Annotated in this window: 15 protein-coding genes and 1 riboswitch; of the genes, 5 read left to right on the plus strand and 10 right to left on the minus strand. The window is 59.7% G+C overall.

Annotated features, from left to right (window positions below; all coding sequences use genetic code 11):
- Nucleotides 1-121: 121 nt before the first annotated feature.
- From AC06G8_RS02395 to AC06G8_RS02405, 3 genes are all read right to left on the minus strand, one after another.
- A complete protein-coding gene (locus AC06G8_RS02395) occupies nt 122-2,875 on the minus strand; it encodes an alpha-mannosidase (RefSeq protein ID WP_480284307.1) in 2,754 nt (917 codons plus the stop codon).
- Between the two features lie 65 nt (nt 2,876-2,940).
- Entirely contained in the window at nt 2,941-4,266 is a 1,326-nt protein-coding gene (locus tag AC06G8_RS02400; RefSeq protein ID WP_480284308.1) for a glycoside hydrolase family 125 protein, read from the minus strand.
- A gap of 75 nt (nt 4,267-4,341) precedes the next feature.
- A complete protein-coding gene (locus tag AC06G8_RS02405) occupies nt 4,342-5,265 on the minus strand; it encodes a carbohydrate ABC transporter permease (protein ID WP_076358914.1) in 924 nt (307 codons plus the stop codon).
- Between AC06G8_RS02405 and AC06G8_RS02410 the strand changes: the two genes are divergently transcribed.
- Nucleotides 5,258-5,677: a hypothetical protein gene (locus AC06G8_RS02410; protein ID WP_480284309.1), complete on the plus strand. Its 420-nt coding sequence runs from the start codon at nt 5,258-5,260 to the stop codon at nt 5,675-5,677. The two genes, AC06G8_RS02405 and AC06G8_RS02410, sit on opposite strands and share 8 nt — an antisense overlap.
- A gap of 828 nt (nt 5,678-6,505) precedes the next feature.
- Here AC06G8_RS02410 and AC06G8_RS02415 read toward each other — a convergent pair.
- From AC06G8_RS02415 to AC06G8_RS02430, 4 genes are all read right to left on the minus strand, one after another.
- A complete protein-coding gene (locus AC06G8_RS02415; RefSeq protein ID WP_021880223.1) occupies nt 6,506-7,444 on the minus strand; it encodes an ABC transporter permease in 939 nt (312 codons plus the stop codon).
- 83 nt (nt 7,445-7,527) lie between these two features.
- Nucleotides 7,528-8,994 (minus strand): ABC transporter substrate-binding protein, encoded by a 1,467-nt coding sequence (locus tag AC06G8_RS02420; RefSeq protein WP_480284310.1) that lies wholly within the window; start codon nt 8,992-8,994, stop codon nt 7,528-7,530.
- Nucleotides 8,995-9,118: 124 nt separating this feature from the next.
- Nucleotides 9,119-10,648: a response regulator gene (locus AC06G8_RS02425; protein ID WP_480284311.1), complete on the minus strand. Its 1,530-nt coding sequence runs from the start codon at nt 10,646-10,648 to the stop codon at nt 9,119-9,121.
- Nucleotides 10,648-12,471 (minus strand): sensor histidine kinase, encoded by a 1,824-nt coding sequence (locus AC06G8_RS02430; RefSeq protein WP_480284312.1) that lies wholly within the window; start codon nt 12,469-12,471, stop codon nt 10,648-10,650. The genes AC06G8_RS02425 and AC06G8_RS02430 overlap by 1 nt, the downstream gene beginning before the upstream one ends.
- Before the next feature lie 227 nt (nt 12,472-12,698).
- A riboswitch (PreQ1 riboswitch) is annotated at nt 12,699-12,742 on the plus strand.
- A gap of 202 nt (nt 12,743-12,944) precedes the next feature.
- Between AC06G8_RS02430 and queC the strand changes: the two genes are divergently transcribed.
- From queC to queE, 3 genes are all read left to right on the plus strand, one after another.
- Nucleotides 12,945-13,712, plus strand: a complete 768-nt coding sequence (gene queC / locus AC06G8_RS02435; protein WP_480284313.1) for a 7-cyano-7-deazaguanine synthase QueC — start codon at nt 12,945-12,947, stop codon at nt 13,710-13,712.
- Nucleotides 13,709-14,149 carry a 6-pyruvoyl trahydropterin synthase family protein gene (locus AC06G8_RS02440; RefSeq protein ID WP_480284314.1) on the plus strand — a complete coding sequence of 147 codons (441 nt, stop codon included), beginning with the start codon at nt 13,709-13,711 and terminating at the stop codon, nt 14,147-14,149. Before queC ends, AC06G8_RS02440 begins: the two co-directional genes overlap by 4 nt.
- Before the next feature lie 212 nt (nt 14,150-14,361).
- Nucleotides 14,362-15,123: a 7-carboxy-7-deazaguanine synthase QueE gene (gene queE, locus AC06G8_RS02445; RefSeq protein WP_480285370.1), complete on the plus strand. Its 762-nt coding sequence runs from the start codon at nt 14,362-14,364 to the stop codon at nt 15,121-15,123.
- Nucleotides 15,124-15,359: 236 nt separating this feature from the next.
- Here queE and AC06G8_RS02450 read toward each other — a convergent pair whose 3' ends face one another.
- Nucleotides 15,360-16,847, minus strand: coding sequence for a hypothetical protein (locus AC06G8_RS02450; protein ID WP_447663630.1), 1,488 nt, complete (start codon nt 16,845-16,847; stop codon nt 15,360-15,362).
- Between the two features lie 180 nt (nt 16,848-17,027).
- Between AC06G8_RS02450 and queF the strand changes: the two genes are divergently transcribed.
- On the plus strand, nt 17,028-17,534 hold the full coding sequence (gene queF / locus AC06G8_RS02455) for a preQ(1) synthase (RefSeq protein ID WP_021880380.1): 507 nt from the start codon (nt 17,028-17,030) through the stop codon (nt 17,532-17,534).
- 332 nt (nt 17,535-17,866) lie between these two features.
- Here queF and AC06G8_RS02460 read toward each other — a convergent pair whose 3' ends face one another.
- The gene (locus AC06G8_RS02460; RefSeq protein ID WP_480285371.1) at nt 17,867-19,252 is read right to left on the minus strand and encodes an amino acid permease; all 1,386 of its coding nucleotides are present in this window, start codon (nt 19,250-19,252) and stop codon (nt 17,867-17,869) included.
- Between the two features lie 262 nt (nt 19,253-19,514).
- A complete protein-coding gene (locus AC06G8_RS02465; protein WP_480284315.1) occupies nt 19,515-23,636 on the minus strand; it encodes a S8 family serine peptidase in 4,122 nt (1,373 codons plus the stop codon).
- Nucleotides 23,637-23,853: the final 217 nt, after the last annotated feature.

Below are 23,853 nucleotides of genomic sequence, written 5' to 3' on the forward strand. Positions count from 1 at the left end.
TCGTACAAGCCCAGGGCTCCACGATCAACGTGTTCAGAGCGGTTCCGCGCATAGGATAAGGACAAGCAGGCCAAAAAGACCCGGGACAAGCTCCCGGGTCTTTTTTGGCGTTGTTCGAGGATCAGGAATGAGTTCGATGCGAAAAACCAAGCGTTATGATCTCCGCAGGACCGGCCGGAAGCTCGGCGCGGCGTCCGGCGTCCAATTCGGACGCGGCTGCGGCCTGCTCGAGCACGCCGCTCTTGTACCAGCCGGTAGATCCGGCCGGAGCCTGGACGGCAAGCTTCGCGGGCTCGCGCTTCAAGTTGTACCAGCGGGCCATGACGTCGCCGACGGCGTTGATTTTGAAGGCGGAGAAAGCCAGAGCTTCGCCGTCCCATGCCAGGGCGGCATCGACAGGCCGAAGCGTGCCCGGATGGATGCCGGTCTGAGCCGTCGTCCAAGGGGTCTCGAACTGGTAGGCCTCGGCATACGCACCCTCGGCGGCTCCATCGCCGCCATGCGGAATCAACGCCAAGCGCGCTTCATGCGGACCGATGCACTGGGCTTCGGGAGTAGGGAACCATCCCCAATCGCCGAGCTCTCCGGTCGAGCGGAGCAGCGTGACCGCGATCGTATTGCGGCCGTCGCGGAGCACCTCATACTCGTTCAGCCCGCTGTTTGCCACCGCAAGTCCGGCGCGCGCGCCGTCCGCGGCCAGGCCGCTGACATCGGCGAAGGCCATCTGATGCTGCGTGTTGCTCGGGTTGGTCCATTCGGCGGAAGGCTCGTTGTCCCGCAAGGCGGCTTCGAAGATGGAGTCGGCCGTGTGCACGGACGTCTCGAGATCCGTCGGGAACAGCATGCGTACCCGGTGGTCCTTGGCTTGATTGTCGAAGGAGGAGACGATGTCCAGCCGTCTGCTTCCCTGCTCCAGCGACAAGGTCGTCGTCAGGCGGAGCTTGACCGTATGCTCGGAGCGGCCTGCCTGGCGTTCCGGATAATAGACGATTTCCCGCTGCTCGCGCTCCAGAAGCTCGTCTGCCGATGAGGGCACATCCCATTCGTGGACGATTTCCAATGCGGCCCGGTAAGGAGCGTCCTCGACGATGCGGACGGAAGCCTGCAGGCCCTTCGTGGTCAGCGGCTCAACGCCCTTCGGCGCCATGAACATGTACTCGTTGCCGATGTCGCCGCTGTCCTCATATACCCCGAGATCGGCATATACCCGTCCGGTGCCGAGATCCGTCAAGGCGAAGCTGCCGTCCTCGGCGACTTCGGCGCGAAGAAGGCCGTTGTCCAGCACGGCGCTTCCTTGGAGAAGGGAAGGCTGCCGCTCGGGAGCCTGCTCGCTTTTTACCCAGGCGTAGGCACGGTGGCCGAGCGCCGGAACGGCATCAGCGCGGAAGGTCAGGCGCACCCGGCGGGCCTGGTAAGGCTGGCGGAATGCATCGTCCGGCAGGTCATAGCCGAATTGCAGGCCAAGATCCTCCATCGTGCACGGAACAGGATTCCCTTGATCGTCTACGAGTATCCGGCCTTCCAGTCCGAGCTCGCGGATGCGGGCGTTCATCTCCGGAATCGGGATGCCGTCGCGGAAGTAAATCCGTGCCGCGTCGAGCTCTACGGATACGGTGCCGCCGCGCCTCCATCCCGTCGTATTGTTCACGACGAACGGCAGGGCATCGGAGCCATAGGTGCCGAAAACCCGGGTATCCACCGCGTCGGCCAGGAATCGAGCCGTCTCGTCGAGAATGGTTTCCGCCACATGGCGGCTCTTGTCGAAGCGGGAGACCATCTCCCGATGGACCTCGTCCACGCTGCAGCCGCAAATGCTGTCATGCGGATGGTTCTGCATGAGCTGCTTCCAGCCGTACGTGAACAGATGATGCGGGTAATCCTTGCCGTGCAGATGTCCGTAGGCCGCGAGCGGCTCGGCAGCGCGCTCCAGCAGAGCTTGGCCGCGGGTGTTCATCTGCTTGAGGTAGACGCGGGAGGAGGCGGTGTTGACGAGCGTCCCCCAGCCGTCCGTGCGCTGGCTCCGCAGCTCGCCCTGCACGACCGACAGAGGCCGCTCGCCCGCCGACTCGCGGACGGCTTGCAGATAGTCCGGGAAGTTGGAGTGGATGAAGGTCACATCGGGCTCTACCGCGCCTGCCATGCGGATCGCCTCGGCCAGGTCGGTCTGGATCGGCTGGTGGTCGCAGCCGTTCATGAAGAGCAGATGCGGCGTCGAAGCGTATTTGCCGGCGTCGGCGAGCTTGCGCTGCCAGTAGGCGCGGGCTTCTTCGGCTTGCACCGGAACCTCGTTGCCGTTGGAATACCAGTTGGCGAACAGGATGCCGAGCACGCGGGAGCCGTCCGGCCCTTCCCAGATGAGCTCGGAGAAGGAGCTTTCAAAGGCGGTCGACTCTCCGACCTCGTTGTTGAAGCCGGTCGGCTTGACGCCGCGTCCGAAGAGCGCGTTGTCGATGCCGGCCTGCGCCATCAGCTGCGGCGTCTGGCCGACGAGGCCGAATGTGTCGGGGAAGTAGCCGATCTTGGATACCGGACCCCAGCGGGCCGCATCCTCATGGCCGATCTGCAGGTTGCGGATATTGGCTTCGCCGCTCGTGAGGAAGGCATCCTGCAGAATGTACCAGGGACCGATCCCGATGCGGCCGGCGGTGATCAACGCTTGGACGCGTTCGCGGTTCTCCGGCCGGACCTGGAGATAGTCCTCCAGGATGATCGTCTGGCCGTCGAGGAAGAAGCTGCGGTAGCCGGGATCGTTCTCCAGCGTGTCCAGCAGGGTGTCGACGAGCTGGACGAGACGGACATGATGCTTCTCGTAGGGGAGGTACCATTCCCGGTCCCAGTGCGTATGCGAGATCAGATGCGCGGTGCGCTTGCTCAAGGGGAGCACGTCCTTTCGGTGCGAAGTGGAGTGACGGCACGAGGGCCGGAATAGCGGCAATCGGTTCAGGCGTCCAGCAAGCCGTCCTTCATCGCCCGGTACACGAGCTGAGAGAAAAGGCTGTTGGACCAGGCGAACCAGCTGCGTGTGTATACGGCAGGATCGTCGGAATGGAAGCCTTCATGCATGAACCCGGTGTCCGCGTCGGTGGACTCCAGCATGTCGATCATGGCGAGCTTTTCCTCGGCCGATACAGCTGTAATGCCTTGCATGGAAAGAGCCATATGCCAGATGTAGCCCGGAGGCGTATGGGGGCTGCCGATGCCTTTGGCCTTGGCGCCTTCGTAATAAAACGGATTTTCCTTGCTCAGCGCGAAGCGGCGCGTGTTGAGATAGATCGGATCGTCCTCGGACGTATAGCCGACGTAAGGGATCGACATCAGGCCCGGCGTGCCGGCATCGTCCATCAGGCAGTAGTTGCCGAAGCCGTCGGTCTCATACGCATAGATCGGACCGAATTCGGGATGGCGGTAGACTCCGTACAGCTGGATGCCGTGGTTCACGTCCGCTTCGAGGTCTGCCAGCTCCTGCACCATCGCCATGTCGCGGAATACCCATTCCGCGATCTCACGCATCTGCCTCAGCGTGACGACAGCGAACATGTTGGCCGGGATGTTGTAATGGAAGTCGCAGGCATCGTCGCTCGGGCGGAAGCCCGACCAGATCATGCCCGTATAGTTGACCGGCATGCCGAGGCCGCTGTTGCGCAGCGAATCGGTGGGAATGCCGTTGTTCCGGGTGAAGCGGTATGGAGACTGCTCGAAATGCCGCTGCTCCGTTTTCCACAGATCGATCGCCGTCCTCATTGCAAGCTTGAAGTCCGTATCGAAGATGGCGGTATGCTTCGTCTCGTTCCAGTAGGCGTAGGCGAGGCGGAACGAGAAGCAGATGGAATCGAGCTCGAACTTGCGCTCCCATACCCAAGGTCCCATGTCGGTCACGTCGGTCGTGTTCCAATGCCAATCGTTGCTGGTTTCGTTGAAGGCGTTGGCGTAAGGGTCGATCCGGATCATGTTCATGTGGCGCTTGATCAGGCCCTCGATGATCCGTTGAAGGTCGGGATCCTCCTTGGCCAGAGGAACGTACTGGATGACCTGTTCGACGGAGTCGCGCAGCCACATGGCCGGGATGTCGCCGGTGATGACGAAGGTGGTGCTGTCAGCCATCAGCTTGGTCGTCGTATCCAGCGTGTTAGGGAAGCAGTTGCGGAAAAGCTCGAGCAGCTTCGGCCGATGCGCGAGGCGCTGGCCGGCTTCCTCCAGGACAGCCTGCACGGCGGCAGGCGTCTCCAGCTTCGGCATCGGGATTTTGGGAAGGCGGAATTGTTCCATGGAATGATCAGGCTCCTTGTCGGGGTGGAATCGTAATGGCGATCGTGCAGGTTGTCCGGCTTCTTCGCAGCGAGCTTACTCCTTGACCGCTCCGATCGTCAATCCTTGCACGAAATAACGCTGGAAGAACGGGTAGGCGAGGATGATCGGGCCGGTGGCGAGCACGACCATCGCCATGCGGGAAGTATCCTGCGGCATGTTCTGGAGATTGGACGCCAGGGAGGAATTGCTCGACGCCTGCGTCAACAGGAACTGCATGTTGGTCTCGATCCGCATGAGCATCGACTGCAGCGGCACGAGGTTGGGATTCTCGATGTACAGCAGGGCGTTGAACCAGTCGTTCCAGTAGCCGAGCGTGCTGAACAAGGCGATCGTGGCAAGTCCGGGCAGAGCCAGCGGCAGGACGAGCTTCCAGAAGATCTGGAATTCGCCGGCGCCGTCGATCTTGCCGGATTCGATGATGGCGTCGGGAACCATCGTGCTGAAGAACGTCCTCATGATCAGGATATAGAAGGCGTTGACCATCAGAGGCAGAATCATCGCCCAGACGGAGTCCTTGAGGCCGAGCATCTGCGTCACGACGATGTAGGTCGGAACGAGGCCGCCGTTGAACAGCATCGTGAAGAAAGCGAAGAAGCCGAAGAAATTCCGGTATTTGAACGTCTTGCGCGAAATGCCGTATGCGTACAGCGTGACGACGAGCAGCGCGAGCACGGTGCCGACGACCGTCACGAGAATGGTGACGCCATAGGAGCGGAGCAGCGCGTCGCCGTTCTGGAAGACATAGCGGTAAGCTTCCAGGCTCCAATGCTCGGGAATGATCTGGTAGCCGTTCTCAGCGAGGCTGGATTCCTTGGTGAACGAGATGATGACGATGAAGACGAACGGGAACACGCAGGCCAGGGCGAAAACGGCGGCAATGATGTTGAAGACGACATTCCAGCCGGCGGACAGCTTCTGGAAGTCCCGGGGTTTCCGGACGGGCATTGCTTTGGCCATGATGGGGGAAACTCCTTTCGTGCCGCTTGGAGGGCGGCTTGTTGGTTGCTTGGTGGTGCGGGTAGATCGGGCAAAGGCAAAGGCAAAGGCAAAGGCAAAGGCAAAGGCAAAGGCAAAGGCAAAGGCAAAGGCAAAGGCAAAGGCAAAGGCAAAGGCAAAGGCAAAGGCAAAGGCAAAGGCAAAGGCAAAGCAAAACACCTTCAAACCCCATCCGCTCCGCCGGCAGATCATTCCTCCGATCCCTGTTGAACCCCGGATGCTCTTCATCTCCCTACCCCTTGTCAGGGTCAGCATCCGGTCTTCAAAGGGGAACGCTTCGCCATCTCCCACCCGCACCCTATCTCCGATGGGCGCCAAGGTCGCCGGCAAAGCTTCTGCAGAACGATTCTGCCCGCTCCGCTCCCCGGTTTGAAAACCCCAACCGCCGCCCTCCCCCTTATTAATAGGAGGGCCGCCTTCCGAGTACATGGAAGGCGGGGGCAGGCAGGGTAGAAAGGGCCGAAGCCTAGTCGACGAAGACTGGACAGCCAAGCTCGACGCCACAACCTGGTGGAGCCGGATCTGGAATGCAATGCCCGCGCAGCGAAGCGGGTGAATCCGAAGGGCAGACAGGCGAAGCCTGCACAACCTGCGGCTTAAGCCCGAACCGGCTGCTTCAGACAGTCAAGCCTGTCCTGCAAAGCGGCTGTCTGAGGGGCGGAGTCGCAATGCCGGCGAAGCTGGGATGGAGAGGCAATGCCGGCAAAGCTGGGACGGAGAGGCAATGCCGGCGAAGCCGCATCCGTAAGCTGGAGAGCCGTCTGCGACGCTCCGTTGCAAAGGCAAGGCCTGGTCTCAAGTCCGCATGAGGACGGAGAAGGCGGCGGGATTCTGGAGAAGCGGAGCGCTCGCATTTGCCCCCGGGTTAGTACCGCCAACTCCACGATCACTAACCTGGGGGCAAGAGCGATCGGAAGAACCCGCGGCCTTCGAAGTCATCCTTCATGCATGACAACCGGCGAAAGCCGCATCCGTAAGCTGGAGAGCCGTCTGCGACGCTCCGTTGCAAAGGCAAGGCCTGGTCTCAAGTCCGCATGAGGACGGAGAAGGCGGCGGGATTCTGGAGAAGCGGAGCGCTCGCATTTGCCCCCGGGTTAGCACCGCCAACTCCTCGATCAACTAACCTGGGGGCAAGAGCGATCGGAAGAACCCGCAGCTTTCGCAGTGACCCTTCTTGCGTGACAACCGGCGAAGCGGCATTTTAGAACAGAGAGTTGTCCTTGTCGAAGCGGCGGACGACCCAGTTGGACAGCAGCACGAGAGTGAAGCCGACGAAGCTCTGGTAGAGGCCGGCAGCCGTGACCATGCCGAACTCGCCGGTCGTTTTCAAGCCGCGGTAGACATAGGTGTCGATGACGTTGGTGACAGAGTACAGCGTGCCGGAATCCCGAGGCACCTGGTAGAACAGGCCGAAGTCGGCGTAGAAGATCTTGCCTATGGCCAGCAGAGTCAGAATCGTCATGAGCGGCTTCAGCATCGGAATCGTGACGTTGCGGATCTGCTGCCACTTGTTCGCGCCGTCGATCATCGCAGCCTCGTAGAGGGAGCGGTCGATGCCCATGATGGACGCCAGATACACGACGCTGTTGTAGCCGATTCCCTTCCACAGGCTGATGAAGACAAGAATGAACGGCCAATAGGCCGGGTTGTTGTACCAGTTGACCGGGTCGATTCCGATGGAGGACAGAATCTGGTTGAGCAGGCCTTTGTCCAGGCTGAGGAAGCTGAAGGCGAAGTAGCCGACGATGACCCAGGAGAGGAAGTAGGGCAGGAACATGCCGGTCTGGTACAGCTTGGACAGGCGTTTGTTGACGATCTCGGAGAGAACGATCGCCATGGCGACCGAGGCGATGAGGCCGAGGACGATGAAGACGATATTGTAGAGCAGCGTGTTGCGGGTGATGACCCAGGCGTCGCTGGTGCTGAACAGGAACTTGAAGTTCGACAGTCCTACCCAGTCGCTGTCGAGGACGCTCCGGAGGAAGCCGTGGCGGCTGATCCGGTACTCCTTGAAGGCCAGGATGGTTCCGGCCATCGGAATGTAGGAGAAGATGAGGAACCATAGCGCTCCCGGCAGCACCATCAGCAGAATCGCTTTGTTGCGGCCCAGGTCGCGGAAGAAGCCGGCCAATCCTTTCATGGGGTTGCCTCCTTTTCATGCGTGCGTTTTCAGGCAAAAGAAAACGGGCGAAGAAACTGCCTTCGCCCGGAGTGGTTGCGTTCTTACTTGTTCGAAGCTTTCCAGGCGTCCAGCTGGGCTTGGGCTTCGGCGATGATCTTGTCGAGGCCGGCCGCTTTCAGCTTTTCGTTGGCGCGCGGCAGGTAGCCGGCAGGGTCGACGGTGCCGGTCATGAGCGGAGCCCATACCTCGGCTTTGACATTCTGCAGAGCGGCGATTTCGTTCGCGACCTTGGAGGTGTCGAAGTTGAAGCCGAGCGTAGGAGCGTTTTTGCCTTCGTCGTTGAATTTCTTGAACTCGTCCCATTTGTTGTCCGGGTCGCCCGGGTTCAGGTACGTGAGCATGACGTTGCCGAGGGAGAAGGTCGGCATGTCGTAGTTTTTGGCTTCTGGAAGGTTCTCCATCCGGTTGTCGCCGGTCATCTTGTAGTGCGTGCCCTCGATGCCGGAGTCGACCATGTTGCGCAGCTTGGCGTCGGTGTTGAGCAGGTTCAGGAACTGCATCGCTTTCTCCGGATATTCGGAGTTGGCCGAGATCGCCTGCATGGAGCCCATGACGGACCAGTTGTAGATGATGGACGGGCCGGCCGGCGTCGATTCGATCGGGTAGCCGAGGCTGGCGCTCCAGGTGTTGTCGGCGAGCGGCTGGGTCGTCGCGAGGTCGATCAGCCATTTGCCGGTTTTCTCGACATCGTTGGTCGAGGTGGTCGTGGCCGCTTCAGGCGAGATGTAGCCTGCTTTGTAGTAGCTGTGCATCGTCGTCAGAGCCTGCTTCATCTCCGGCGTGTCGAGCACGTTGACGATCTTGCTGTTGTCGCCGTCGAGCGCGACAGCCATCGGCAGGCCTTGGATGATGTAGTCGTAAGGAACGAACGGAGTGAAGTTGTTGTCCATCTTCAGACCGAGCACGCCTTGATTTTTTTCCTTGTTCGCCTTCAGGATCGGCTCGAGGTCCTCGAGCGTTTTCACGTTCTTGAAGTCCATGCCGAGCTTGTCCAGGTTCTGCTTGTTGAAGCGGTAGACCGTCTGGGCCGGCAGCTCTTTGTTGGCCGGAATGCCGTAGTTGTGGCCGTCGACTTTGGAGCCTTCGAGGAAGGCCGGGTCCAGCGTGTCCACGATGCCTTTTCCATCCGATTTCAGCAGGTCGTCGATTTTGTAGAAGGCGCCTTTGCGGGCATTCTGCACGTAGTCGAAAGCCCAGGAAGAGGTGAACAGAATGTCCATCGGCTCGCCGGAAGCGGTCATGACGCCCATCTTCTGGCTGTAGTCGCCGAAGTCGATCTGCTTCAGGGTAACGGTCGCGCCGATTTTCTCGGCCGTGTATTTGTTGACTTCAGCCATGACCTTGTCGGTATCCTTCTGCGGAACGCCGATCGAGTACCAGATCAGGTTGACCGGTTTTTCTGCGGTTCCTTCCGCGGCGCCGCCGCTTTTGCCGCAGGCCGTTACGGTCAAGGCTGCGGTAAGGATGAGGGCGATCGCGCCCATGGCTTTCGGGGATCTCTTTTTCATGCCGGTGAATCCTCCCTTTGCTTCTGTCTGTGTTGAACTGCCTATCCTCACCTTACCGGATGAAAGCCGTTACAAATAGGCGACAAATTATGAATCCGGTGTCGAAACTAAAGAAAGAGAGCTGCTAATGCCGCAGCTCCCGATATTCGTTGGGCGAGATGCCCACATATTTTTTGAATTGCTTGTAAAAATATCCCGTTTCCACGTAACCGACCTCGCGGGAAATATCCGCCACCTTGTCGTCGGTATCCTTCAGCAGCTCCTTCGCCTTCTCGATCCGGTACTTGTTCAAATACTCGGAGAAGCCGGAGCCGGTTTCTTTGCTGAACAGCTGCCCCAGATAAGCCGGATGGATGCGGTGCGCGGCTCCGAGAGTTTTCAGCGACAGCGCCTCGCGGTAATGCCCGGTAATGTACTGGATGACCTGGTTCACGACCGGCACGCGGTCGCTGCGCTGCAGCTGCTCCATCGTGAAATGCGCGTAAGCCTTGACCGCATCCGTCAGCTCCTCCAGGGAGGAGGCTTTGCCGATCCGGTCCAGCGTTTTCTTGAACCGGAACAGCACCTCCTGCGCCTGCTCGCCCCCGCGCATATCCCGCAGCTCCAGGCGGAACGCGACGACCAGCTCGATCGCCGCGCTCTGGAGCAGCTCCGGCGTCGCGCCTTCAAGCCGCTGGAAACGGCGGAAATCCTCGTCGACGCGGCCATAGAGCGCGTCCGTATCGCGGGCGAGCAGCATGCGGGAGTAGTCGCCATTGCCGATCTCCAGCGCTTCGCCGCTTCCCGGCTGCTCGCGCAGGTCGGCGGCGTCCAGAATCGGACTGCCTTCATGCAGCAGATGATAATCCTGGGCTTTCTTCGCGAGCGCGTAGCTGCGCTGCTCCAGCGCGCCGATCCGCTCCGCCGTCCCGAGCGAGAGGCGCAGTCCTCCGGCTGCGGACAACAATTCCAGCGCGCTCCGGGCGGCTGCTCTTCCCGCATCTGCCGTATCCGACGGAAACAGCAGGACGAGGTCGCCGTCGAGGTCGGCGAAGCTGAGCGAGCGGGAATCGGCCGGCAGCAGGGTGCGGACCCGCTTCCTCAACGCGGAGACGCTCTCGCCGGTTCCGCGGACGACGGCCGACGTCAGCCACGGCCTGTCCAGCGGCAGGCCGAGCAGCTCCGCCCGCTGGGCGAGCTCGGCGGGATCGATCTCGCCGCGCATCCAGCGGTAGAGGATGCGGTCCTTGAGAATGCCGATCTCTTCCTCGGACAGTGAGAGCTCGGAAGGCTCCTCCTCCGCGTCCAGCTTGGCTGCCGTCGCAGCCAGCGTCGCCCGCAGCTCCTTGAAGTTGACGGGCTTCAGCAGGTAGTTCTCGATGCCGAGCGTCATGCCTTCCTTGAGATAATCGAACTCGTTGTAGCCGCTCAGGATGATGGCTTTCATTCCGGGCACAATCGCCCGCGCTTCCCGAATCAGCTCGAGCCCGGACATGCCGGGCATCGTGATATCCGTGACGAGCAGATCGACGGGCTGCTTCTTCAGCAGCTCCAGCGCCGCCTTGCCGCTGCCCGCGACCGCGGCGATCTCCAGATCGAAGGCCGACCAGTCGATCGCATCCTGCAGGCCTTCCACAATAAAAGGCTCGTCATCGACGAGCATGACCCGATACATCAGCTTCTCTCCTCCTCGAGTTCGTCCGGGAACCGGATGATGACCGTCGTTCCTTGGCCAGGCTCGCCGGCGATGGACAGGCCGGCTTCGGGCCCATAGACAAGCCTCAGCCTCTCCGACACGCTGTGCAGGCCGAAGGAGCCTTCGGCCTCGTCCGGAAGCGGAATCCGCAGGCTCCGCTGCACTTCTTCCAGCCGCTGCGGTTCCATGCCTCGGCCGTTGTCGACGAGCGTAATGACGATCATTCCGCGGACAGCTTCGGCCTTGATGGAAAACCGGTTGTCGCCGCGCTCCGGGTCGAGACCGTGCACAATGTAATTTTCGATGATCGGCTGCAGCGACAGCTTGATGACTCCGCGGCCCCCGATATGGCCCGCCATCTCGATTCCATAGGAGAACCGGTCCTTGTAGCGGATCCGGAACAGCTCCAGGTACTGCCTCCCGAGCTCCAGCTCCTCCCGCAGCGGCACGATGCTCTGGCTGCTGACCATGCTGCGGAACAGCACGGACAGGCTGTAGATCATTTCCCCGGCATCGTCCGCGCCTTGCGAGACGGCCCTCATCCGGATGACCTCCAGCGTATTGGAGAGGAAATGAGGATTGATGCGCGCCTGCAGGGCGGACAGCTCTGTATTCCGCTGCCTGATTTCCGCTTTGTATTCCTGTTCGATATGGCGGTCCAGCTGGTCGAGCATCCGGTTGAAGCCGCTGGCGATCTGGCCGAGCTCGTCTCCGCGGGGATCGTGGATGCGGCCGGCCATGTCGCCGGTCTCGACCCGTCTCATGAGGCGGACCAGGCTTCCCGTCCGGCGTGCGACGCTGAATACCGCGATCGAGGGAAGGGCGACCGCGAACAGGATGCACACCGCGCTTACGCCGAGCACGGTCCGCCGCATGCCTTCCGTCGCTACGCTTATTTCAGACTTGGGAACGACGCTGACGACGTTGAAGCCTGCCGCGTTTTCGGGAAGCACCGACACGAGCGACGTTTCTTCCAGCTCCGCAGAGGGGGATAGGGCGCTGATCCGGGAAGCGTACGGATAGACCTTGCCGTAGTAGGCGCCCGAGGAGTCGAACACAACCTGTCCCTGCGGCGTCAGCACGAGAAGGTAGCCCTTGAGGACGTCCGCGTACGATGACAGCGCCCGCTGGATGCCGTCGGAGCTGTAATAGACGAGCAGCTGTCCGATGTTCTGCAGCGTGGAGGAATCGTTGATCGCGGATCGGACCGCGTACAGCCGCTTGTCCTCCAGCCCGAGGCCGGAACGGACCCAGGGGCTTGGAAGGCTTACCGGCGGCGTTTCGAGCGCCATCGCGTCGGGAATGTAGGACAGCGCCGAGTTCAGCTGCAGCAGCTGCGGATTGCCCTCCCTCCGGTAGGCGTATAGATACTGGACGCCGGAGCTGTACAGCAGCAGGTCCCGGATGTCGGCGTCGCCTTCCGCTTTGCGCTGGAAGTAAGTCAGCGCGTTGCCGAAGCCGGCGCGCGGCTCGTCCGCATAACGGTCGATGCGGAAGCGGAAGTAATCCGCGAACGGATGCTCCAGCAGATACGACACGTTTTGCGAGAGGGCCGTGTCCTGGTAAATGTCGGAGACCATGCGTTGGACCGAGTCGTTTTTGGCGGTCAGATAACCGCTGACGCTCTCCATGGCGCGCCGCTGGTTGCCGAGAATGTCGCGCTCGATGGAGCCCGCCATCACCGCGTAGAGCAGATAGGAGAGGGTTACGATCGCCAGCACCGCAATGGCCGAGAAGGTGGCGAGCAGCTTGGTGAACAGGTTGTTGCGGATATAGGTGCGGTAGAAGCTGCCGGCCTTCATGGCGGATGGCCCTCTCCTTTCTCCGGCCCTGTACGGGCGGCATGGTTTGAATGGGGCTAATTATAGCATAAGTCCGCCCGTTTCCCAGCCCCCGCGATGCCCGCCTTCCATGGAGGAAGCCTTCTCTGCTGCAAGCCGTGGCGCCCCGGAATACTCTGTGGTATGCTAGCTGGGCAAGAAACACAACCGAAGACGAAGTCCGGGAAGGCGGCGCTGGCCGGCCACGCCCGGGAGAGGTTCGCGAACTCCCTCTATAAAAAACTACAAGGCGCACGATTCCCGCGGGGATCCGTGTGTTTTGCGTTCGGCGGAAAGCAGCCTCTGTTATCAGGGGCATGCTTTCCGCCGTTTTCTTTGGTGTGACGCCGCCGACGCTTGTTCGAAGCGGCAGAGCCGTACGGCTCGGGATCCAGAGATATGGAGTTGATCGCTGCTCTCTCTTCGGCCATCATGGAGAGGGGAAGTTGAAGCAAATGAACGGATTGGAAAAAAGAAAAGGCAAAGCGGTCGTCGTTTTCAGCGGAGGCCAGGACAGCACGACCTGCCTGTTCTGGGCGCTGGAACGATACGAGGAAGTGGAGGCCGTCACCTTCAGGTACGGACAGCGCCATGCGCTGGAGCTCCAATGCGCCGCATCCATAGCGGCGGAACTCGGCATCCGCCATCATATGCTGGACATGAGCCTGCTCGGGCAGCTCGCTCCGAGCTCGCTGACTAGGGAGGATCTCGCGGTAGCGGATGCTCCCGAAGCGGGAGGACTCCCCAATACGTTCGTGCCGGGACGCAACCTGATGTTCCTGTCGTTCGCGGCCGTTCTGGCCAAAGGAGTCGGAGCGGGCACGCTCGTCACCGGAGTATGCGAGACGGACTTCAGCGGATATCCGGATTGCCGGAACATTTTCATCCAGTCGCTGAACGTGACGCTCAACCTGGCGATGGAGGAGAATTTCGTCATCGAGACGCCGCTCATGTGGCTGGACAAGGAACAGGTATGGGAGCTGTCGGACCGGCTGGGAGCTTTTGATTACGTCAGGGAAAAAACGCTGACCTGCTACAATGGCGTGCCTGCCGACGGCTGCGGGGAATGCCCGGCCTGCAAGCTGCGCCGCAACGGGCTGGAGCGTTATCTGGCTCGGCGCGGAGCGGAGAGAGAAGGCATGGGCGCGACAGCCGGAGCACCTGCAATCGCTGCAGGCAAGCGGGACGAAGCAAGAGCGGATGCCGGCGGTGAGCTCCAGTGATGCACACCATTTATCCTTCTCCACCCCATTCGTTCCGTTATGAGCTGCATAAGGAGTTCCATTTTGCAGCGGCCCATTATATTCCCGCCGAGGAGGCGGGCAGCTGCAGCCGCGTGCACGGACATACCTATTACGCCGATGTGACGGTTGCAGGGAACAAGCTGGACGACTGCGGTTTTCTCGTCAATTTCTCGGAGGTCAAACGGCTTGTCCGCAACCGGTTCGACCACCGTCTGCTCAACGACGACGAGTGTTTCGGCTCGGAGCCTGCCGACGACCCGGAGTCGTTCCCGACGACCGAAGTCGTGGCGCGCACGGTGTGGCAGCTCGTGCAGGAAGAGCTGGACCGCCGCGGCAACGGCGCCCGATGCCTGCAGGTGTTCCTGCGGGAAACGCCGTCCAGCTACGTCATCTACCGTCCGGAGGCCGTCCGATGAGCGGGGCGCGGATCGGAGTCGGCCGAGAGGGAGCGGCGGAGCAGGGTGCATCCGCGCCTGCCGCGGGGTCGGGCATATCGGAGCAGGGTGCATCCGCAGCTGCCGCTGGTTCGGGAATTGCAGAGCAGGGTGCATCCGCTGTGGACGCCGGTTCGGGCATCTCGGAGCAGGCTGCAGACATCGAGGATAGGCAAGCGGCCCAGGTGCCCGCCTTGGCAGGTCCAAGCGCTGCGGCAAAGCCTTCCGTTCGCGGACGAATCCCGGTGCTGGAGATTTTCGGGCCTACCGTGCAGGGCGAGGGCATGGTCATCGGGGTCAAGACGATGTTCGTCCGGACGGCGGGCTGCGACTACAGTTGCTCCTGGTGCGATTCCTCCTTTACGTGGGACGGATCGGCGAAGGACGAGATCCGCTGGATGGAGCCCGCGGAAATCGCCGGGGAGCTCGAACGGCTGGCAGGCGGCAGAACGCCCGGCCATGTCACGCTCTCGGGCGGCAATCCGGCGCTGCTCCGTCCTCTCGGCGGGTTGGTCGACCTCTTGCATTCGCGCGGAGCGCTTGTCGCTCTCGAGACGCAAGGAAGCCGCTGGCAGGACTGGTTCGTGGATATTGACGAGCTCACCTTGTCGCCGAAGCCGCCTAGCTCCGGGATGGAGACGGATTGGGCGGTGCTGGAGGATATCGCGGATAAATTGGCTGAGGCCGGCCGCCTTCCGTCGCTGAAGGTGGTCGTCATGGACGGGGCGGATCTCGCTTACGCGAAGGAGGTTCATCGGCGCTTGCCGGGGATTCCGATGTTCCTGCAAGCCGGCAACGATCGGCTCGAAGAGCCGGATGCGGCTGCGCTCCGCAATTATTTGGCGACCCGCTACGAGCGGCTGGTGGATATGGTCATGGAAGATCCGGAGTGGAGCCGCGTACGAGTGCTGCCTCAGCTCCATGCTTGGCTGTGGGGCAACAAGCGCGGCGTGTAGCGATTGGGTCGAGCCGGCAGATGTATCCTCGGCAGAGCAAAAAAAGCCCTCCCCAAGCATAGGGAGGGCATGAATCATTCAGCCCGTTGAGGTGATGCTTCGAGGGCTTGAATAGGATCGAGGGCAATCCGGCTCTAGTTTATTGCGCCAGCAGGCATTCCGGCAGGCCAGGCTCATGGCGGAAGAGATGTGGAAGATCCAGGTTTTGGAATCAACTGCACTCGGCCAGCCGGGCATCAGGACAGCTTCTTTTGCCCGTTCACCTGGAACACGGAGCCGTAGTCGCCGGAATAGATCGGCGATCCGTACTTGCTCAGCCAGGTCGTGTAGAAGCGGCTGGAGGCGTTTTTGCGGGTGACGATGACGAAGTCGGGATGGTTGGCATCCACGAGATCGGTGACATACACCGGGAAGCCGTACATGGACTGCTCGAAGGCGGTCCAGCCGAAGACCGTTTTGGTCGCGTCCGTAATGAACGGATCCTGCCGCCCGTCTGCCAGCACGTCGCCGCCGCGGAACATGACATAGCCGGAGGAGCCGTACAGCGTCATGACCTTCGGCCTCGCAGGGCCTTGGAAATGCTCCAGGATGTAGTCCATTTCCTTCACCGGGTACTTGTAGGAGTTCGGCTGAGGCGTATGCTGGAAGTTGTAAATGACGTTCACGCCGAGCCCCAGAACGAGGCCGATGATCAGCGGCTTCACGCTCAGACTGAGCCGGAAACGGCGCAGGCCGGGAACCGACTCGATGACGGCCGCAGCAAAGTACAGGACGAACAGCCACATGAAGAAATGATACTTGTAGTTGGACACGCCTAGGAAAAAGATGCCCATCATGAAGATGAAGCGGAAAAACCGCTTGTGGATCGAGAACGGCAGCAGCGCGACGAATGCCAGCAGCATGCAGGTCGCGGCCAGATTGCCCATGCTGTTGAACTGGATGGCTTTCCATTCGTTGATGAGCAGGTTGAAGTTGCCGTGCGTCACGGTGAGGATGAAGAAGATGCTTTTCGGTCCTGCTGCATTCAGGAAGCCGGCTCCGATGACCGTGACCGCAACGACCAGCCACCGCCAGCCGATGCGCCGGTTCAGCAGCTTGCGGGTGACGAGACTCTCCAGCAGCGCCATGCCCATGAACACGATGATGACCGGCCAGACGCCGGAGTGGAAGTTGGCGATGAGCAGCGAGATGAGCGGGAGCAGAACCATGCAGCGGGCCGCCGGCTTGATCTGGAATTCGCGCAGGAAGACGAAGAACCAGACGATGAGGAACGCCGAGATCATTTGCGGACGGGTCGTGAAGTAGATGTCGTAGATCCCCCACATGACGGGCAGCAACAGCAGCATCAGGATCGGCTCGCGGCCGCGGGACGGCAGTCCGAGCTCCTTGCGCGAGACGAGCATCATGCGGTAGAGGCCGAGCACGAGCATAATCATGCAGGCCGCGGTAAGCAGGTAAGTGCCGGCCCAGCCGAAGGCATCGTACAGCAGCGCGATGACGGCCTGGAACCCGACCTCATGCGGAACATAAGGGAGCTTGTCGTCGCCGTAAAAGGTATGGATGGCGGTATGCGGAACCTTGCCGGCCTCCAGCATGGATTTGCCGACCTCGATATGCCAGAACGTATCCGGGTCGTTGTACGATTCGGACGGCGGCATCAAAAACACGATGACCGAAAGAACGAGCGCGGCGATGACCGCCGCGGCGGCGAAACGGATTTTCATGGGGATGCTCCTTGCCGGTATGATCTTGGAATGGACAATCAGTTCTCTTCATTATAGGGGCGCAGGAATGCTCCGGCAATGGAGCGCTCTGGATACTCTTTGAACGTAGAGCAAGAGAGACAGGCTGCAGGTACGCCTAACCATAATAGATCAATTGAAATCCAGAAAGGACGATACTGAATGAACGAACAACAAGGACGCTCGCAAGCCGAATTGGACGGCGTCACGCTGCTGGGCAATCAAGGGACGAAGTACCCTTCCACGTATGCCCCGGAGGTGCTGGAGAGCTTCGTCAACAAGCATCCGGACCGGGACTACCGGGTCAAATTCAACTGCCCCGAGTTCACGAGCCTGTGCCCGATGACAGGCCAGCCGGACTTTGCTACGATCTATATCGCCTACATTCCCGACAAGCTGATGGTCGAGAGCAAATCGCTCAAGCTATACCTGTTCAGCTTCCGCAATCACGGCGACTTCCACGAGGATTGCATGAACATCATCATGAACGATCTCATCAAGCTGATGGAGCCCCGCTACATCGAGGTGTGGGGCAAGTTCACTCCGCGCGGCGGCATTTCCATCGATCCTTACTGCAACTGGGGCAAGCCGGGCACGAAGTACGAGCAGATGGCGGAATACAGGATGATGAACCTCGATCTGTATCCGGAGAAGGTAGACAACCGGTAGGAGATCGACAGGCAGGATTTGCTGATGCAGGATGAAATGGATGGATGTGGAATTCATGGATTGGAGTTCACCGGGAGGCAAACCATGAAAAGGAACCGATTTTTTACCTGGACTTCGTTCAGCTTGTGGGTAACGCCTGTTCTGCTCTACGGGTTCTATCTCTGCCTTTATTACAGGTCGGCCTTCTTTGTGCAGGACCCTGATTTTCATCCTTTTGCCGGCAACAGCTTCATCCATATATCCTGGTTTGGATTCGGATTGACGTTTAATCTGATTTCTTATTTTCGGACAAAAAAGAAAGAGAGCGCTCCTTGACGGGGCGCTCTCTTCGTTTATTCCTGCCTCGATGTCAGATCGCATTCCTCCAGCTTGAGGAACTTGGTCTTATGCTTCCATTTATGACCGAGCCATATAGCTAGGAATAGCGGCAAGCCGAAGTAGGAGGCGACGATGAAGCCCCAATCAAGCTTGCCGTCCCCGATGCCGCCGACGAATTGCCCGCCGATGACGACGATGCATAGGATCATGGCGAGAACAGGTCCGAATGGATACCATTTGGCCCGGTAAGGCAGCTCGTCGAGCGAGCGGCCCTGGGCTTTCCAGGCACGCCTGAAGCGGTAATGGCTCACCGCGATGCCAAGCCAGACGATGAAGCCGGACATGCCGGATGCGTTGAGCAGCCAGACATACACGACGCCGTCGCCGAACAGGGAGGCGAGGAAGGCGAGCAGGCCGAAGGCGCTCGTCACGAGCAGCGCGGCGAACGGCACTCCGCGGCGGTTGATCTTCGCCAGCCAGCGAGGAGCTTTGCCCTCCTTGGCCAGCACCCACAGCATGCGGGTCGAGGCATATAGGCCGGAGTTGCCGGCCGAGAGCACCGAGGTCAGGATGACAGCGTTCATGACAGATGCCGCGATGCTGAGGCCCGCCTTCTCGAACACGATCGTGAACGGACTCATGCGAACTTCGTCGCTGGCCAGCTCGGGAGCGGTGTAAGGAAGGAGTAGGCCGATGATGAAAATGGCCACCATGTAGAACAGCAGGATACGCCAGAAGATCGTACGGATCGCGCGAGGCACGTTGCGGCGCGGGTCCTCGCTCTCGCCGGCAGCGACTCCGACCAGCTCCGTTCCTTGGAACGAGAAGCCGGCGGCCATGAAGACGCCCATGACGGCGAGCAGTCCGTTCGGGAACGGCGTCTCGGTCAGCCTGCCGACATCGCCGCTCTCGCCGCGCCAGATGCCGAGCACCATGAGCAGGCCGAGCACGATGAACACGAGGATCGTGACAATTTTGATCATGGCGAACCAGAACTCCGATTCCCCGTATGCCCGGACCGACAGCAGATTCAAGCCGACGAGCAGGATGAGGAAGACAGCCGACCAGAGGATGGAGGGACTGTCCGGGAACCAGAATTTCAGGATGAGGGTTGCGGCAGCAAGCTCGGCCGCCAGCGTGATCGCCCAGTTGTACCAATAATTCCAGCCCATCGCGAACCCGAGGGATGGATCGACGAACCGGCTGGCATAGGTGCTGAACGTGCCGGACTCCGGCATGTAGGTCGCCATTTCGCCGAGGCTTGTCATGAGGAAATAAACCATGATGCCGATCAGCGCATAGGCAAGCAAGGCGCCGCCGGCTCCTGCCGAGTGGATCGCCCCGCCGCTGGCCAGGAACAGTCCAGTGCCGATAGAGCCGCCGAGGGAAATCATGGCCATATGTCGGGCTTTCAAGCCTCTTCGGAGCCCTCCTCCTTCAGTTGTTGGCGTGGATGAAGATTCTTTAGCCAATCTTGCACGCTCCGTTCATGATTATCCGCATAGCGGTAGTGGTTGTTTTACTGAATGACTATAGTATCGGACAAAAGCGTCGGGCTCAAGCTTTTTGGAATCATTCTTATTTTAAACGGAGAGGAATGTAATTCCAGACATAAAAAAACACCTGATCCCCGTCGGGGATCAGGTGTCGGGACGAGCAAGCTTAGATCAGCTTGCCGCCTTGAAGCAGCTTGTAGATGACGGTTGCGGCCGCTTCACGGGTCGTAGGAGCTGCCGGCTGGAACACGGTGGAACCGTTCGCCGAGGAGCCTTCCATGAGACCTGCAGCCGTTACGAAGGCAATGCTGTCCTTCGCGAAGGCGCCGAAGCTTGCAGCGTCGCCGTATGTGCTGATTTTGCCGCCCGTTGCTTTGATATCAAGCAGAGCGGAGGCTTTGGCCAGCATGACAGACAGTTCCTGGCGGCTGATGATGCCATCCGGACGGAACGTGCTGTCGTTGTAGCCGTTGATCAGGCCGGCTGCATAAGCAGCATTGACAGCATCACTGTACCATGCGCCGGCTTTGAGGTCGGTGAATGGAGCAGCTGTCGTCGTGCTGAGGCCGAGGCCGCGCGTCAGCATCGCGGCGAATTCGGCGCGGGTGACGGAAGTCTTCGGCGAGAACTTCGTAGCGGACGTGCCGTTGATCAGCAGCTTCTCAGCCAGAGCCTGGATGCGGCTCTGAGCCCACGAAGAGGAGATGTCGTTGAACGCGACGGCTTTCTTGGCCACGGCATAGGTGGAGAAGCCAGGGCGGTTCACGACAACGGTCGTCGATCCGTCTTCATTGGCAGTGAATACGGCTGGAGCCGGTGCTTCCTTGCCGTTCTCGAGGAACAGGACGCCGGCTTTTTCAGCCGATACGCCTTTGTCCAGCGTGAACGAGCGCTTGATGAAGGTCGATGCAGGCACGGCGATTTCCTTGGAGCTGGAGCCGGTCACGACGTTCACTTGGAACGTTACCGGAGTGCCGACGACTGTTGCCGATGCGAATTTGGAACCGGCAGCCTTTTGGATGACGAGCTCCAAACCGCTTCCTGCAGGTACGGATTTCAGGAGCGAGAGCGGAAGCTCAAGCGTTTCCGTACCGGTCGTCAGGTAGAGCGAGCTTCCTGCAGGTGCAGTCGACAGGAGCTGTACTTGATCCGCAGGCAGGCTCAGCTTGGAAGCTTTGCCGGCTTCGGCAGCCGCGCTGACGACAAGAGCCAGCTTGGTCGTGCCGGTACCGATTGCGGCTTGCAGATCCGCATAGGTAACCGTAGTAACCGTTGCGGAAGCTTCGGACGCGGTCGCGGATTTGACGGCGACCTGCTGTTGGCCTTGACCAACGACAGCCTTCAGGGAAAGGCTAGGTGCTGCCGGAGTCGGCGCCGGAGTCGGAGCGACTGCGCCCACGCCAGGGAAGAAGATCGGGCCGGTCGTCGTACGGGCTACGGAGAACGGAAGGTAGCCGATCGTTTGGGCTGCGATTTTGCCTTTGACGATCTTATAAGCTTCAACGCTGAGGCCGTACTGGCCATCCTTCAGCTGCGCTGTCGTTGTGTTTCCTTTCTCGTCATCGATCTTATAGGTACCGTCGAAGCGGCTTGTATAGACCTTGGATTCGAGGACGGAACCGGATGAGTAAGCGTCGTTGTACGTAATATAGCCGACTGTATCATCGTTGATGTCGCTGATGGTGATTTGGTAGTAGTTCATGCCTTCCGCTGCAAGGCGGAACGAGATGTCCATGAAGTCGTTGATGCCGTCTCCGTTAGGGGAGAGCTGGCGAGTCGAGAGCGTCAGATCCTGAATGCCGTAGCCGGTATCCGGCTTCTGATCGCCGACATGCACGACAAACGGGATGTGAAGCGTCGGCAGGCCTGCAGCAGTCAGGACAACTTGTCCCTCGTAGACGCCTTCGGGCGCATCCTTTTGAGGAGCTACGCTCAGAGAGAAAGCAGATTTGCTTCCTGCGCTGGCGGAAATCGTGCCATTGACGAGACCATCCAACAACACTTTGATTTTGCTGTTGTCCGGAGTATTGACCGGGCTGTCCGAATAAGGATCGCCAGTCACTTCGTTATTAAGCGAGTAGGTGGCGTTATAAGTAACCGCTGCATCTGAGGTGTTGTTGACCTGCAGATCGATCGTCTTGAAATCGCTGCCTGCCTTCATCACTCCAAAGCTGGCGTTGTCACCGTAGTTCGTCGTCGGAACCGGGTTCATCTCTTTGTCGTAGAGAACAAGCTGTTCGACCGTTTGCAGAACGGCAGGAGTTTTGATCGCTTCCGCGATGTTGACGCGGCCTGCTCCTTGGGAATACACGTCGTACAACGTACCTTCCGCATCGGAGATCGGATCTGCCGTATTAGCGAGTGCCGCGCGAATTTCGAAAGGAGTCCAATCCGGATGCTCCTGCTGGAGCAGGGCGGCGAGTCCGGCAACATGCGGCGTTGCCATGCTGGTGCCGCTGATGCGGTTGTAGGCTTCCGCATAGCTGGCGTCAGGATTCGTCTTGCCGTATGCCGGCCAAGTGGACAGGATGTTCACGCCCGGTGCGGAGAAGTCCGGCTTGATGCCGAGAATGCCGTCCGAATTCGGGCCGCGCGAGCTGAAGTCGGCCATGTGGTCGCCCTGATCCACCGTTTTTGGATAGATGGAATCAAAAGCGAGCTTGAGGCTGGAGCCTTGGTTGGCTTTCAGGAAGCGAGCCAGCGCACGTCCTTTGGATCCTTCGAGATCAAAGGCAGGAATGAACTGCAGGCTGTCGCCCAGATAGGCCGTCGGGCCGATCCAGGAATTGCGTCCCGCGATGCTTTCGCTCAGATTGGCCGTATTCGCATCGGTTGTCAGCGCATTGCCGTTGAAAATGACGATAGCCTTGGCATGATGCTCCTTGGCGATGGCGATTTTGTCGACAAACGCCAGCGTGCCGCGGGAAACGAAGACAATTTTATCTTTTACGTCGAGGCCTTTGTAATCCGCCTCGGCTCCGAGATTGGCGTAAACGGCGGATTGCTCCTCGCTTCCGATCAAGGAGGCGAAGTCCTCTCTGCCGGTATACCAGCCCATGACGTTCAGGGCATTGTTGGCGTACACGCTGCCCGCAACCGTGGTGCCGGTGGAGTTGTAGACCGAAGCGCTGACCGATGCTCCGTAATGATTGCTCGGGCTAGTGGCGGCTCCGACGGAAATCGCCAGCTGGCTGGAAGCCGGGGAGCCCATGGAATAGTAGTACTGCTCCGAACCCTGGGCATTATTGCCGTTGGCTACAACGGCTACGACGCCGGCTAGAACCGCATTGTTGATCGCGATGGAGTCGGGAGTGAATGCGTCCTTGGCATCATCGGAACCTAGGGACAGGTTGATGACATCCATCCCATCCTGTACGGCATGCTCGATTCCGTCGATGACCTGCGCCGAGGAGCCGGAAGAGCGGCCGGTTTCTTTATTGAAGCCCAGTACCTTGTAGACATAGAGATCGGACTCGTAGGCAACGCCTTTATGTACGATCTCGGAGTTGTTCTCTGCGCGGGCAGCGATCGTGCCGGATACATGCGTGCCATGGGAGGTGCCTGCATTGCCGGTTTCTTCGTCCGGGGACTCCTCGTAAGGATCATCCGTGTTGAAGTAGGAATCATGGCCGCCTTTGTAGGCATTTTTCAGATCCGGATGAAGGTAGTCTACGCCGGTGTCGATGACGCCGACTTTGATGCCTTTGCCCGTCAGGCCTGCATCCCAAGCCTCGGGAACGCCGATCTGCTTGAGCGGATTGATGTCATACTTGTATGTCGTTTCGGTCGCAGTAGGGGAGCTTGTAGTCGGAATGGAATAATAAGTACGGTTCTCATAAATCGACTTGACTCCTGCAATCTGTGCGAGAGCCGGAATCTGGTTGGCCGGAAGCTCGACCTCCATCCCGTTCAGTACCGTATCGAACTGGTAGGTGACCTTAAGATCGATCCCGCTTTTCTTGGCAGAGGCGATGACACCGGATTGCTGGCGGCTGATCGCGCTCTCGGTCGCTTCGGTGCTGAGGGATTTAACGCCCATTTTCGCGGCGTATTTGCCCTCGGCGATCGTCGCTCCGTCCAGCTGGACAATAACTTTGACAGGTTTGCTGGACGAAGTGTCCAGGCGGGAAGAAATCATGGCGTCGATTCCTTTGGTCAGGCTTTGGGCCAAAATACCAGAGGAGACAGGCGATGCAGCGGCTTGGGCCACGAGCGGCTGAAGCAGCAGCGCGGCAGACAGCGTGGTGGACAAAGCGGTCAGAATGATTTTACGGCGGGACTTCTGCAAGCAGGTACCTTCTTTCTATAAGTGTGTTGACCTTCCCCTTGGAAGGCGTACGAAAAATGAAAGATAACGTGACATTATTCGACATGGAATCTCTCATCTCTCGTGTGTGATAAAAGAATACTTCTCCTAATCTTCTTTGTCTAGTAATAATTAACAAGAATTTAAGTTTATTTTAACGTTGGCCGAATAAATCGGCGATTAGTTATTGTATTAATGC

This window comes from Paenibacillus sp. SJS-P3 (genome assembly GCF_056711585.1).